The sequence below is a fragment of the Streptomyces sp. NBC_00358 genome (genome assembly GCF_036099295.1).
Taxonomy (GTDB): domain Bacteria; phylum Actinomycetota; class Actinomycetes; order Streptomycetales; family Streptomycetaceae; genus Streptomyces.
In genome coordinates this window covers 7,422,154-7,435,378 of the sequence record NZ_CP107976.1, presented here as the reverse complement: position 1 = coordinate 7,435,378, position 13,225 = coordinate 7,422,154, and the positions used below count along the sequence as shown (strand labels likewise).

Annotated in this window: 12 protein-coding genes; 7 read left to right on the top strand and 5 right to left on the bottom strand. The window is 72.1% G+C overall.

The window, feature by feature from the left end:
- Positions 1-83 precede the first annotated feature (83 nt).
- The 3 genes from OHT01_RS31745 to OHT01_RS31735 form a co-directional block, all read right to left on the bottom strand.
- Positions 84-875: a 3-oxoacyl-ACP reductase gene (locus OHT01_RS31745; RefSeq protein WP_328556537.1), complete on the bottom strand. Its 792-nt coding sequence runs from the start codon at positions 873-875 to the stop codon at positions 84-86.
- Positions 872-2,227 carry an aldehyde dehydrogenase family protein gene (locus OHT01_RS31740; protein WP_405918545.1) on the bottom strand — a complete coding sequence of 452 codons (1,356 nt, stop codon included), beginning with the start codon at positions 2,225-2,227 and terminating at the stop codon, positions 872-874. Before OHT01_RS31740 ends, OHT01_RS31745 begins: the two co-directional genes overlap by 4 nt.
- A gap of 83 nt (positions 2,228-2,310) precedes the next feature.
- Complete coding sequence (locus OHT01_RS31735) at positions 2,311-3,681, bottom strand: glutamine synthetase family protein (protein WP_328556535.1); 1,371 nt, start codon at positions 3,679-3,681, stop codon at positions 2,311-2,313.
- 77 nt (positions 3,682-3,758) lie between these two features.
- Between OHT01_RS31735 and OHT01_RS31730 the strand changes: the two genes are divergently transcribed.
- Together OHT01_RS31730 and OHT01_RS31725 are read left to right on the top strand one after the other, a co-directional pair.
- Positions 3,759-4,496, top strand: a complete 738-nt coding sequence (locus tag OHT01_RS31730; RefSeq protein ID WP_328556534.1) for a FadR/GntR family transcriptional regulator — start codon at positions 3,759-3,761, stop codon at positions 4,494-4,496.
- A gap of 115 nt (positions 4,497-4,611) precedes the next feature.
- Complete coding sequence (locus OHT01_RS31725; RefSeq protein WP_328556533.1) at positions 4,612-5,313, top strand: gamma-glutamyl-gamma-aminobutyrate hydrolase family protein; 702 nt, start codon at positions 4,612-4,614, stop codon at positions 5,311-5,313.
- A gap of 206 nt (positions 5,314-5,519) precedes the next feature.
- On the opposite strand, the gene OHT01_RS31720 is transcribed toward OHT01_RS31725, so the two are convergent.
- On the bottom strand, positions 5,520-6,446 hold the full coding sequence (locus OHT01_RS31720; RefSeq protein ID WP_328556532.1) for a LysR family transcriptional regulator: 927 nt from the start codon (positions 6,444-6,446) through the stop codon (positions 5,520-5,522).
- A gap of 95 nt (positions 6,447-6,541) precedes the next feature.
- Between OHT01_RS31720 and OHT01_RS31715 the strand changes: the two genes are divergently transcribed.
- The 5 genes from OHT01_RS31715 to OHT01_RS31695 all read left to right on the top strand — a co-directional run bounded on the left by OHT01_RS31715 (position 6,542) and on the right by OHT01_RS31695 (position 12,281).
- Positions 6,542-7,693 (top strand): TDT family transporter, encoded by a 1,152-nt coding sequence (locus tag OHT01_RS31715; protein WP_328556531.1) that lies wholly within the window; start codon positions 6,542-6,544, stop codon positions 7,691-7,693.
- 371 nt (positions 7,694-8,064) lie between these two features.
- A complete protein-coding gene (locus tag OHT01_RS31710; RefSeq protein ID WP_328556530.1) occupies positions 8,065-8,934 on the top strand; it encodes a HalD/BesD family halogenase in 870 nt (289 codons plus the stop codon).
- A gap of 69 nt (positions 8,935-9,003) precedes the next feature.
- Positions 9,004-9,864, top strand: coding sequence for a class I SAM-dependent methyltransferase (locus OHT01_RS31705; protein ID WP_328556529.1), 861 nt, complete (start codon positions 9,004-9,006; stop codon positions 9,862-9,864).
- Positions 9,861-11,684 carry a choline/carnitine O-acyltransferase gene (locus OHT01_RS31700; protein WP_328556528.1) on the top strand — a complete coding sequence of 608 codons (1,824 nt, stop codon included), beginning with the start codon at positions 9,861-9,863 and terminating at the stop codon, positions 11,682-11,684. The genes OHT01_RS31705 and OHT01_RS31700 overlap by 4 nt, the downstream gene beginning before the upstream one ends.
- 123 nt (positions 11,685-11,807) lie before the next feature.
- The gene (locus OHT01_RS31695; protein ID WP_328556527.1) at positions 11,808-12,281 is read left to right on the top strand and encodes a hypothetical protein; all 474 of its coding nucleotides are present in this window, start codon (positions 11,808-11,810) and stop codon (positions 12,279-12,281) included.
- Positions 12,282-12,377: 96 nt separating this feature from the next.
- On the opposite strand, the gene OHT01_RS31690 is transcribed toward OHT01_RS31695, so the two are convergent.
- The gene (locus OHT01_RS31690) at positions 12,378-13,103 is read right to left on the bottom strand and encodes a helical backbone metal receptor (RefSeq protein ID WP_328556526.1); all 726 of its coding nucleotides are present in this window, start codon (positions 13,101-13,103) and stop codon (positions 12,378-12,380) included.
- Positions 13,104-13,225 lie beyond the last annotated feature (122 nt).

Below are 13,225 nucleotides of genomic sequence, written 5' to 3'. Positions count from 1 at the left end.
GTGCCGGGACGAGCGGTACACGGTGTCCGCGGGGTCGGGGTTCGACCGGGCCGTCCCGCCCGCCGGCCGTACCCGTGGCCGGCCTACAGGGGCGTCACGTACGCGCCCGAGATGCCTCCGTCCACCAGGAAGTCGGTGGCGTTCACGAAGGAGGAGTCGTCGCTGGCGAGGAACGCGACGGCCGCCGCGATCTCGTCCGCCTCGGCGAACCGCCCGACCGGGATGTGCACCAGCCGGCGCGCGGCCCGCTCGGGGTCGCTGGCGAACAGCTCCTGGAGCAGCGGGGTGTTGACCGGGCCGGGACACAGGGCGTTGACCCGGATGCCCTCGCGGGCGAACTGGACGCCCAGTTCACGGGACATGGCGAGCACCCCGCCCTTGGAGGCCGTGTACGAGATCTGGGAGGTCGCCGCGCCCATCCGGGCCACGAAGGACGCCGTGTTGATGATGGAGCCCCTGCCCTGGCGGCGCATGTAGGGGATGGCGGCCTTGCAGCACAGGTACACGGAGGTGAGGTTGACCTCCTGGACGCGCTTCCATGCCTCCAGGCCGGTGTCCAGGATGGAGTCGTCGTCCGGCGGCGAGATGCCCGCGTTGTTGAAGGCGATGTCGACCGAGCCGTAGGTTTCGTACGCCGTCCTGAAGAGGGTCTCGACCTGCTCGGGGTCGGTCACGTCCACCTTGACGAAGGTCCCGCCGACCTCCTCGGCCACGGCCTTGCCGTGCTGCTCGTCGATGTCGCCGCAGACCACGTGGGCGCCCTCCGAGGCGAGCCGGCGCGCGGTGGCGAGGCCGATGCCGCTGGCGGCGCCGGTGATGACGGCGGTGCGGCCGACCAGGCGGCGGCAGATGGTCTCTGGGGTGTCTGAAGTCACTGGGCGGGACCCTCCGTACTGATGAAGACGTTCTTGGTCTCGGTGAAGGCGGTGAGGGCGTCCGGGCCGAGTTCGCGGCCGATTCCCGACTGCTTGAAGCCGCCGAAGGGGGTCGAGTAGCGGACGCTGGAGTGGGAGTTGACGGACAGGTTGCCGGCGCGGACGGCCTGCGAGACGCGCAGGGCGCGGCCGATGTCGCGGGTCCAGATGGAGCCGGACAGGCCGTAGTCGGTGGCGTTGGCGAGCCGGATCGCGTCGGCCTCGTCGTCGAAGGGCAGCACGACGGCGACGGGGCCGAAGACCTCCTCGACGGCCACGCGCGCGCCGGGGTCGACGCCGGTCAGGACGGTGGGCGGGAACCAGAAGCCGGGGCCCTCGGGGGCCTTGCCGCGGATACCCGGCGCGTCGGCGTCGACGTAGGACCGTACGCGCTCCAGTTGGACCCTGGAGATCAACGGTCCCATCTGGGTCCGCTCGTCGGAGGGGTCGCCGACGACGACCGACTCGACCGCCGGGGCGAGGAGTTCGAGGAAGCGGTCGTGGACGGACCGCTGGACGAGGATGCGGGTGCGGGCGCAGCAGTCCTGGCCGGAGTTGTCGAGGAACGACATGGGGGCGGCCGCCGCGGCGGCCTCGATGTCGGCGTCGGCGAAGACGATGTTGGGGCTCTTGCCGCCGAGTTCGAGGGTGACCCGCTTGAGGAGGGCGGACCCCTTCGCCCTCACCCGCTTGCCCACGGCCGTCGACCCGGTGAAGACGATCTTCGCGACGCCGGGGTGTTCGACGAGCGCGTCGCCCGTGACCGGACCCGCGCCCGGGAGCACCTGGAAGAGGTGCTCGGGCAGGCCTGCCTCCAGGGCGAGTTCGGCCAGCCGCAGTGCCGTCAGCGGGGTCGTCTCGGCGGGTTTGAGGATGACGGCGTTGCCGGCGGCGAGCGCCGGCGCGGTGCCCCAGGCGGCGATGGGCAGGGGGAAGTTCCAGGGCGCGATGACCGCGACGACGCCGAGGGGTTCGAGGAGGGTGATGTCGAGGCCGCCCGCGACGGGGATCTGACGTCCGGTCAGCCGTTCCACTCCCCCGGCCGCGTAGTCGAGCAGATCGCGGACGTTGCCCGCCTCCCAGCGGGCGTTGCCGAGGGTGTGGCCCGCCTCGCGGACCTCCAGGCGGGCCAGTTCCTCGACGTGGTCGTCGACGACGGCCGCGAAGCGGCGCAGCAGCCGGGCGCGGTCGGCCGGCGCGAGCGCGGCCCAGCCCGCCTGTGCCCGGCCGGCCCGTACGACGGCGTCGCCCACGTCCCTGGCGGAGGCGGCCGGCACGGTGGCGACGACCTCCTCGGTGGCGGGGTCGAGCACCTGGAGCTCGTGGTCGTACGGCGGCGAGGTGTACGAGGGTGATGTGGACGAGGGGGACGTGGGCGGGTGCGACAAGGGGGTCCTCACATGCGTTCGAAGGAGCGGCGCAGCTCCCAGTCGGTCACCGCGGCGTCGAAGGCCTCCAGTTCGACGCGGGCCATGTTGCGGTAGTGCTCGACCACTTCGTCGCCGAAGGCGGCGCGGGCCACGGCACTGTTCTCCCAGAGCTCGGCTGCCTCGCGCAGGGTGGTGGGGACGTGCGCGTACTCGGCGGTGTAGGCGTTGCCGGCGCAGGCCTCGGGCAGCTCCAGCTTCTGCTCGATGCCGTGGAGACCGGCCGCGACGAGTCCGGCGACGGCCAGGTGCGGGTTGACGTCACCGCCGGGCAGCCGGTTCTCGAAGCGCATCGAGCGGCCGTGGCCGACGACGCGGAGCGAGCAGGTGCGGTTGTCGTACCCCCAGGCCACGGCGGTCGGCGCGAAGGAGCCGGGCTGGAAGCGCTTGTACGAGTTGATGTTGGGCGCGTAGAGGAGCGAGAACTCGCGCAGGGCGGCCAGTTGCCCGGCGAGGAAGTGACGCATGACCTCCGACATGCCGCCCGGGTCGGTGGCGGAGCCGGCCATCACGTTGGTGCCGTCGGCGTCGGCGAGCGAGAGGTGGATGTGGCAGGAGTTGCCCTCGCGCTCGTTGTACTTCGCCATGAAGGTGAGCGAGACGCCCTCCTGGGAGGCGATCTCCTTGGCTCCGGTCTTGTAGACGGCGTGCTGGTCGCAGGTGACCAGGGCCTCGTCGTACTTGAAGGCGATCTCGTGCTGGCCGGGGTTGCACTCGCCCTTGGCGGACTCGACGGTGAGGCCCGCGGTCTGCATCTCGTTGCGGATGCGGCGCAGCAGGGGCTCGATGCGGCCGGTCCCGAGGACCGAGTAGTCGATGTTGTACTGGTTGGCCGGGGTGAGTCCGCGGTAGCCGGTGTCCCAGGCCTGCTCGTAGGTGTCCTTGAAGACGATGAACTCCAGCTCCGTGCCGACCTGGGCGGTGTAGCCGAGCCGGGCGAGGCGTTCGAGCTGGCGGCGCAGGATCTGGCGGGGCGCGGCCACCACCGGGGAGCCGTCGTTCCAGGCGAGGTCGGCGATGAGCAGGGCGGTGCCCTCGTTCCACGGGACGCGCCGCAGGGTGGCGAGGTCGGGGTGCATGGCGAAGTCGCCGTAGCCCCGGTCCCAGGAGGACATGGCGTATCCGTCGACGGTGTTCATGTCGGTGTCGACGGCGAGGAGGTAGTTGCAGCCCTCCGTGCCGTGCTCCAGCACCTCGTCGAGGAAGAAGCGCGCGGCGAACCGCTTGCCCTGGAGCCGCCCCTGCATGTCGGGAAAGGCCAGGACGACCGTGTCTATGTCCCCGGCCTCGACGAGACGGCGCAGTTCTTCGACGGCGAGCGGGGGTGTGCGGTCTGCCACCGGAAAAGCCTCCTTGGGTCAGCCGAGAGCCATAAGGTATTGCGGAGAACCATTGCTTGGGAAGGGGGCGCGACCGGATGACGAGGGAGGAACCCGACCGCGGGACGGACGACCGGCTGACGCCGGTGCTGCGGCCGGTGCGGGCGGGCAACGGCTTCGAGGAGGCGCTGGAGCAGATCCTCCAGATCGTCCGGCTGGGCCTGGTGCCGGGCGGTGAACGACTGCCCGCCGAGCGGGAGTTGGCGGAGCGGCTCGGGGTCAGCCGGGTGACGCTGCGCGAGGTCCTCAAGGTGCTCCAGGACCAGGGTCTGGTCGAGTCGCGGCGCGGCCGCTACGGCGGCACCTTCGTACTGGCACGCACCGACACCCCCGGTGAGCACGAGCTGCGCCGCCGGGTCGCGGCGGTCGACATCGAGGACGTACTGCGTTTCCGTGAGGTCCTGGAGGTCGGCGCGGCCGGGCTCTGCGCGTCGCACGGGCTCGACGCGGAGCAGGCCGGCCGGCTGCGCGAGGCGCTGACCCGGACGAACGACGCCCCGCTGGCCGACTACCGGCGCCTGGACACCATGCTCCACCTCACGCTCGCGGAGCTGTGCGGCTCCCCCTCGCTCACCGCGCGGTACGCGGCCGTGCGCGCCTCGGTCAACGACCTGCTCGACTGCATCCCGCTCCTGGTCCGCAATCTGGAGCACTCGCAGCGCCAGCACACCGCCCTCGTCGAGGCGGTCCTCGACGGGGACGCGGACGGGGCCCGGGAGATGATGCGGGAGCACTGCGCGGGCACGGCGGCGTTGCTGCGCGGGTTCCTGGCCTGAGCGGACGGGACGTGCGGGGCCCATGGTGTTTCCGCCCCTCATCCCCCAAAGGTATGAGACCTTTCCATTGACGTTCCATGGGAGTCGTGGCGACCCGGATCCGAGGGAGAAGCGCGTGAGCAGGCCGCTGATCGGTGTGAGTACGTACCTGGAGGTCGGGGCGCGCTGGGGCGTGTGGGAACTGGAGGCCGCGCTGCTGCCGGCGGGCTATCCGCGGCTCGTGCAGCGGGCGGGCGGACTCGCCGTCATGCTGCCGCCGGACGATTCGGCCCTGGCGCCCGAGACCGTCGCCCGGCTCGACGCGGTGGTCGTCGCGGGCGGCCCCGATGTCGACCCCGTCCGCTACGGAGCCGAGCGCTCCCCGCGTACGGGCCCGCCCGCTCCCGAGCGCGACGCCTGGGAACTCGCCCTGATCCGGGCCGCGTTGGACTCCGGCACCCCGCTCCTAGGCATCTGCCGGGGCCACCAGCTCCTGAACGTGGCCCTCGGGGGCACCCTCGTCCAGCACCTCGACGGGCATGTGAAGGACACCGGCGTCGTCGGACACCACGAGGTGACGCCCGCACCCGGGACGCGGTACGCCGGTCTCGTACCGGAGCCGTGCGATGTGCCGACGTACCACCACCAAGCGGTGGACCGCCTCGGAGCCGATCTCCTGGTCTCCGCCCACGCGGCGGACGGCACCGTGGAGGCGATCGAACTCCCCGGCCCGGCCTGGGTATTGGGAGTCCAGTGGCACCCGGAGATGGGCGACGACCTGCGGGTGATGCGGGGCCTGGTCGCGGCAGCGTCGAAGTCCAGCCCCTCCAACGATTGAGAAACGGGCGTCCAAAACCAGCCCCTCCGGCACTTGAGGAGCAGGCGTCCACTTCCAGCCCCTCCGGCGTTTGAGGAGCGGGGGTCCGGGGGCAGCGCCCCCGAGTGCTGGGACGGGTAGGGGCGGAGGGGGCGAGAAAGGGCCTGTCCGGTCAGGCGGCACCCCGTGCCGCCTCTGCGGTCGGGCGCCCCCGGGTTCACCTGGGTTCAGGCCGCGCCCCGCGTCAGGGAGAGCAGATCGCGGGCCGGGCCCGTGGGACGGTGCCCCGTGGGCCAGACGGCTCGCAGGGCGCGGGCGAGCCGCACGCCGGCGAGCGGAATGCTCACCAGCCGGTGGGCGGAGAGCTCCTCACCCAGGGCGAGTTCGCTGAGGACGGCGGGCCCGGCACCACTGACGGCGGAGGCCTTGACCGCCGTCGTCGAGGACAGCTCGATCAGCGGACGGGCCAGCCCGCCGAGCGCGGAGTCGAGGACCTGACGCGTCCCCGACCCCTCCTCCCGCAGGATGAGCGGCGTCGCGGCGAGCTCCTCCGCGGCGAGCGGCGCCCGGCGACGCGCCCAGGGATGTCCGGGCGCCGTCACCACGATCAGCCGGTCGTGCGCGATGACGGTCGCGTCGAGACCGGACGGCACCGAGAGCCCCTCGACGAAGCCGAGGTCCGCCTCACCGGACAGGAGCCGCTCGGCCACGGTCGCCGAGTTCCCGGCGAGCAGTGACACGGCCGTGTCGGGGCGCTGCGCGCGCAGCGCGATCAGCCAGCCGGGCAGCAGATACTCGGCGATGGTCATACTCGCGGCCACCCGCAGCCGCGAGTCGCGCCGGTCCCGCAGCGCCTGCGCCCCGGCGTCGAAGGCCTCGGCCGCGTCCACCACCCGGCGCGCCCAGTCCGTGACGAGCGCCCCCTCCCGGGTGAGCCGGGAGCCGCGCGGCGAACGGTCGACGAGCGCCACCCCGAGCAGTCGCTCCATTGAACGGATCCGGCTGCTCGCCGCGGGCTGGGTGATCCCCAGTTCGCGCGCGGCCCGCCCGAGGCTCCCGAGGCGCGCCACCGCCAGCAGCAGTTCCAGCGCGCCCAGATCGGGCACCCGGTGCGCGATCTGGGTGCCGGGCCGGTTGTCGGCGCCGCTATTCACGGCGGTCCTCAGCACTGCTGCTCATAAAGCCAGCTTATGCCCTCATAGGCTCGCGCTCCCTGGTGGGGAGCCGGCGGGAGCGCCACCGTGGAGCCATGGTCACCGCAGCCCAGCCCCTGTCCGCCCATCAGGCGGGAATCGTCCCCGGCACGAACACCACCCGTGTCCCGGGGAACCGCGGCATCGCCGCGGTCCGGCATCTCGGCCCGAACTGGTACGCCTCCGTGATGGGCACCGCGATCGTGGCCACGGCCGGAGCCGGACTGCCCGGCGACGTGCCGGGTCTGCGCACCGCCTGCACGGTCGTCTGGGCCCTGTCGCTCACCCTGCTGGTGTCACTGCTCGCCGCCCGCGCCCTGCACTGGACGTACCACCGCGACCAGGCCCGCGCCCACCTCCTCGACCCGGCCATGGCCCCGTTCTACGGCTGCCTCTCGATGGCGCTGCTCGCCGTGGGCGGCGGCACGCTGCTCGTCGGCCGGGACTGGATCGGGACGCAGGCGGCGGTCGCCGTGGACAGTGTCCTGTTCGTCGCCGGGACGCTGATCGGTCTCGCCGCCGCGGTGACCGTCCCCTACCTCATGGTCGTACGGCATCGCATCGAGCCCGGACAGGCGTCCCCCGTGTGGCTGCTGCCGATCGTCGCCCCCATGGTGTCGGCCGCGCTCGGCCCCCTGCTGGTCCCCCATCTGCCCGCCGGACAGCCCCGGGAGACGCTGCTCCTCGCCTGTGTGGCGATGTTCGGGATCAGCCTGCTGGCGACCCTCGTGATGCTGCCGATGATCTTCGCCCGGCTCGTCACCGCGGGTCCGCTGCCGCTCGCGCTCACCCCGACGCTGTTCCTGGTGCTCGGTCCGCTGGGCCAGTCGACGACCGCGGTGGGCAAGTTCGCGGACGCCGCGCCCGGCGTGGTGCCCGCGCCGTACGACCAGGGCTTCGCCCTCCTCGCCGTCCTCTACGGCGTCCCCGTGCTGGGCTTCGCGCTGCTGTGGCTCGCGCTGGCCGTCGCGATGACCGTCCGGGCCCGCCGCCAGGGCATGGGGTTCGCGATGACCTGGTGGGCGTTCACCTTCCCGGTGGGGACCTGTGTGACCGGCTCGGAGAGCCTGGCCCGGCACACCGGCCTGGCCGCCTTCGACACGCTCGCCGTCGCCCTGTACGCGTTGCTGGTCGCGGCCTGGTCGGTGGCCGCCGTACGCACCGTGCACGGCCTGGTCGACGGCAAGCTGCTCGCAGCACCTCGGTAACCCCTCGGTAGCCCCTCGCGGCTCGCTTCCGGCCTTCACCCGATCCCGGGCGGGACATCCGCTCGGGATCGCTGCCGTTCCGCCCGCTCCGGCAGACTCCGGTCTCCGGGCCGCCCGCCACGCGACGGTCGGCCAGTGCCGAACCCTCGGAGGCATGTCGGAGCGCACAGTTGGGCAGTGTGACGCGTCACAGACAACACGGCGCCGCTGTGGGAACTTCAAGTGCCCTTGCTGCCAGCCGAGTTACCGAAGGACCGAGAGTGAGGACCGGTCGACCGCACGGGCTGCATCACTCGTCCCGGGTGTGGGTAACGAGGTGGCGGGCCGACGAGGGAACCGACGTGAGGGGCGGCCCATGCGGAGAGGATCGAATGCGCTCTTTGGAAGCCCTGACGCTCGACCAGGTCGTCGACACGGCCCGCTATCCCTTGTCGGAACTCGCGAGCGCCCGGGGACGGGCCGTGGTTTCCCGTGCCCGCCGCGACCTGTCGGCCCACGGCTGCACCGTGCTGCCGGACTTCGTCCGCCCGTCGCTGCGCGATGTGCTGCGGCAGGAGTGCTCGGCCATCGCGCCCCGGGCGCACCACGATGTCGAGACCGTGAACGTCTACAACATCGCGGTGGACTCGGCGCTGCCGGCGGACCATCCGGGCCGGAAGACCTTCGAGCGGGGCAACGCGTTCGTCGCCCGGGACCGCATCCCCGCGGACTCCCTCATCAGCCGGCTCTACTCCGACACGGTGTTCCGGCACTTCATCGCCCGCTGCTTCGAACTGCCGGAGCTGCACGAGCTGGCGGACCCGCTCTCCGGGCTCGTTCTCAACGTCGTGGCACCGGGCCTGGAGCACCCCTGGCACTTCGACACCAACGAGTTCACCGTCAGCATGCTCACCCAACAGGCGCAGGACGGCGGCGTCTTCGAGTACTGCCCGAACATCCGGACCGCGCGGCAGGAGAATTTCGACGACGTCCGGGACGTACTGGACGGCCGAGGCGAGCTGTTGACCCACCGCCTCCCCCTCCAACCGGGTGACCTGCAGTTGTTCAAAGGGCGCTACTCGCTGCACCGAGTGAGCCCGGTGCGCGGCGAGGTCGCGCGCCACTCCGCGATATTCGCCTACAGCGAGCGCCCCGGAGTCATCGGGAGCGTGGAACGGACCCGGCAGCTCTTCGGCCGGGTGCTGCCCGAGCACCTGGCGGCCGAGGGCCGTGCGGTCCGCGGCGACCGGCTCCTCGACTAGCGGGCGAAGAGAACCCGCAGTCGCCGTAGGCCGTTTCCCCCTGTGCGATCCCACGGAGGAGTAAGCCCTGTGCGTTTCGACGCGACCGGAAAAGTCACCCTCGACCACATCTACGACCAGCCCGATCCGCGAACCTATTTCAGGGCGCTGCGCCCACTCGACTACGGCGTTCCACAGCAGGCCAAGCCCTACTTCGCCAAGATCATCACGGAGTACCGCGAGTCCCGGCACGTCCCGGTGCCCAAGGTGCTGGACATCGGCTGCTCGTACGGGATCAACGCCGCCCTGCTGAAGTACGACGCGACCATGGACGAGCTGTACGAGCGCTACGGCGACGAGGAGCGCGCGGAGGAGAGCCGCGAGACGCTGCTGGCCCGCGACCGGGAGCTGGCCCGCTCGCGCCGACCGCCGCGAGCGATCCGCTTCGTCGGCCTCGACACCTCCGGCAGCGCGCTGTCCTACGCTCTCGACGCCGGGTTCCTCGACGGCGCGGTGCACGCCGACCTGGAGGAGCACGAGCCCACCCGGCGACAGCGCGCCCAGCTCTCGGGCGCGGACCTGGTGATCTCGACGGGCTGCGTCGGCTACGTCACCGAGCGGACCCTCACACGAGTCGTCCGGGCACAGGGCGTCCGCCGGCCCTGGATGGCGCACTTCGTGCTGCGGATGTTCCCGTTCGACCCCGTCGAGCGCGCGTTGGCGGATCTGGGCTACCGGACCGTCCGCGTCGACGAGGTGTTCAGGCAGCGGCGGTTCGCGTCCCCGCAGGAGCAGGCGCTCGTGCTCGACGGCATGTCGGCCGCGGGGGTGGATCCAGAGGGCCTGGAGACGGAAGGCTGGCTGTACGCACAGCTCTACCTCTCCCGGCCGCACGACGACATCACAGGTCAGCGCACAGGCAACAACGATCCGAATCGAGAACAGAGTTGAAGACCAGTCAGGATGCGTCAGGCAACGCGACCTTCGCCCAGGAGGACAGCCTCCCGCGCGTGCCGCTGCCCACGCTGGACGCGAGCTGCGAGCGGTTTCTCGCCTGGTGTACACCGCTGCTGACCGCCGACGAGCGGTCGGCGACCGAGGCGGAGGTCGCCGCCTTCCTCCGGCCCGGTGGCCCCGGCCGGGTGCTGCACGCCGCGCTGGAGGAGTACGACTCCACGGAGGGCGTGCACAGCTGGCTCGACACCTTCTGGCCGTACCGGTACCTGGGCCGCCGGGACCGGATCGCCCTCAACGCCAACTTCTTCTTCCTGTTCAAGGACTCCGGCCAGGCACAGGTGGAGCGGACGGCCGGGCTCGTCGCCGGGGCCCTCAACCACAAGCGGCAGCTCGATCAGGGGCTGATCCCACCGGTGGTGCAGCGCGGAGCACCCCAGTCGATGGTGCAGAACAAGTTCCTGTTCTCCAGCACGCGTATCCCCGGTGCGCGGCAGGACACCGTCCGCGCCCCCTACACCGAGGAGTGGCCCGGCCCGTCCGAGGCCCGGCACGTGGTGGTGTTCTTCCGGGGCGGCATGTTCCGGCTGGACGTGCTGGGGCCGGACGGTGTCCCGCACAGCCTGGACGACATCGAGGCGGGGCTGCGCGCCGTGATGAAGGCCGACCCGGCCGGCGCGGACACCTCGGTGGGCCACCTCACCACCATGGCCCGCGCCGAGTGGGCAACGGCCCGGGAGTCCCTTCTCGCCTGCCACCCCCGCAACGCCGACGCCCTCGACACGGTCGAGACCGCCCTGTTCTGCGTCGCTCTGGAGGACTTCGCCCCCGCGGACGTCCAGGACGCCTGCGACCAGTTGCTGTACGGCGACCGAGGCAACCGCTGGTTCGACAAGGCCGTGTCCTTCGTCGTCTTCGCCGACGGACGGGCGGGCATCAACGTCGAGCACTGCGAGTTGGACGGGACCACGATCCTCAGCTTCACCGACGCCCTGCTCGACACCCCCGCCGAGGAGCAGTCCCGGCAGTCCGGAGCCCGCTCCCAGGGGATCCCGGTGCTGGAGCCGATCGTGTTCGAACTGGACGACGCGCTGCGGGAGCGGGCGCGCTCCGCGGCCGAGTCGTTCGCGGAGTACGGGGAGAACACCGCGACCAGCACGTTGTCGTTCGCGGACTTCGGCAGCAGCGCGGCCAAGGCGCTGGGCGTCTCGCCCGACGCGTTCGTCCAGGCCGCCTACCAGCTCGCCCACCAGCGCGCCAAGGGGCTCCTGGGCGCCACGTACGAGTCGATCGCCACCCGGCAGTACCGGCACGGGCGGACCGAGGCCATGCGCGTCGTCACCCCCGAGATGGTGGCTTTCGTGGCGGCGATGGAGGACCCGGCGGCGGACGCGGACGCCCGGCGCGCCGCGTTCCGGGCGGCCACCCAGGCCCATGTGGCGCGCGCGAAGGCGTGCCAGGCCGGTCAGGTGCCGGAGCAGCACCTGTGGGAGCTGGAGCTGATCCAGCGGCGGCGCGGAGCCGAGCTCGGGGTGACCGAGCAGCCCGCGCTGTACCGGTCCCCGGGCTGGCTGACCATGCGGGACGACTACCTGAGCACGAGCTCCGCACCGTCCGTCAACATCCAGTACTTCGGCTTCGGGTCGACCAGCAGCCAGTGCATCGGTGTCGCCTACGTGCTGCTTCCCGAGCGGTTCAACCTCTACCTGAGTACGCCGTCGGCCGTCGCCGGGCAGATGCGGACGTTCGCCGACCGGCTTCGCGAGGCGATGGACGAACTCCGGGAGCTGCTGGCGCCCGACCGGCCTGCGGCCTGAACGAACCCGCCGCCGGACCGGAACTCCCGGTCGGGGACCATGGTCCGGCGGCGGGGACCGGCTTGGGGGACCGCGCCGAAACCCGTTCGAACGGCGGGCCGGCCGGACCCTACGATGCCTCCCATGGACCCCCTCTGGTTCGAGTTCGACGAACGCGACAAAATCCCTGAGAACTGCGATCCGTCCCAGCGCGAGTTCCTGCGCCTGGTTCGCCGGGGCGCCGCGGAATGGCCCTGTCCGCCGGACGACACATACGTCCTGTTCTTTCCCCACGACGAACCCGACGACGACGGCGACACCAGGGAGCACGACGAGATGCGCCTCGTCGTGGACCTCAGCCACCAGCGGTCACGCTTCCTCGTGCTCGGCGCGTCCCTTGAGGCGGACACCGTACGCTGCACCGAACTGCACATCTGCAACTTCGCATTCACGCAGGAGCACCCGGACATCGTGCCCCGTGAGCTGACCGGTCCGCCCGAGGTCCTGGCGGCCTTCACCACCGACTGGCTCGGCGAGATCCTGCACCGGCCGTCGCTGCGGTACGACCGCCGCGACGACCGGCCCCCCGCGGTTCGCTCTCGTGCCTCCACCGGCTGACACCGGTCGACCCGTCGCAAGGTGACCGGGCGCGGGCGGGACAGCGGAAGGCCTCGCGGATGTCGGCTCGTCGTTCCCGCCCGCCGTGCCGCGAAGCTACCTCCGTGGACGAGCCGCTCGCAGCGCCTCGCCGAGCCGTGCCGGGGCCTCGGCCAGTGACGGTCCGTACCAGGTCAGCAGGCGTCCGTCGACGAGGGCGCACGGCACTCCGGGGAAGGCCTCGGGACCGTCGTCGGCGGTGAAGCGGTACGGCTCGTCGGGCAGCACCACGAGGTCCGGGGCCGCCGCGGTCAGCTCGGCGAGCGCGATGCGGGGGTAGCGGTCCTCGTGGCGGGCGTGGACGTTGTCGACGCCGAGTCTGGCGAGGACGTCTCCGGCGAAGGTGTCCCGGCCCAGCACCATCCAGGGCCGCCGCCAGACGGGGACGATCGCGGTCATCCGGCGGGTGGGTGCGGGCGGCTCCGCCCAGGCGGCCTCCGCCGCGTCCAGCCAGCGCGGCCGGCCGCGCACGCCGCACGCGCCGAGCACCCGGTCCAGTTCACGGAAGGCCCCGGGCACGTCCCGCACCTCGGTGACCAGTACCTCGATCCCCGCCTCCCGCAGAGCGGCCAGATCGGGCTCCCGGTTCTCCTCCTCGTTGGCGACGACGAGGTCCGGCGCGAGCCGTACGACGGCGTCGACGTCGGGGTTCTTGGTGCCCCCGATCCGGACGACGTCGAGGTCCGCGGGACGGCTGCACCAGTCGGTCGCACCGACCAGGACGGCGGGTACGGACTCGGCCACCGCCTCCGTGAGCGAGGGCACGAGGGACACCACCCGCACAGCCGTCCGCCTCTCCCGCGCCGTTCACTCCCCCGCCGTCCTCTCGCGAACCGTCCGCTCCCGCCCCGTCCGCTCCCGCCCCGTCCGCTCCCGCGGAGGCCGGGCGGTACCCGGCCGCTCCC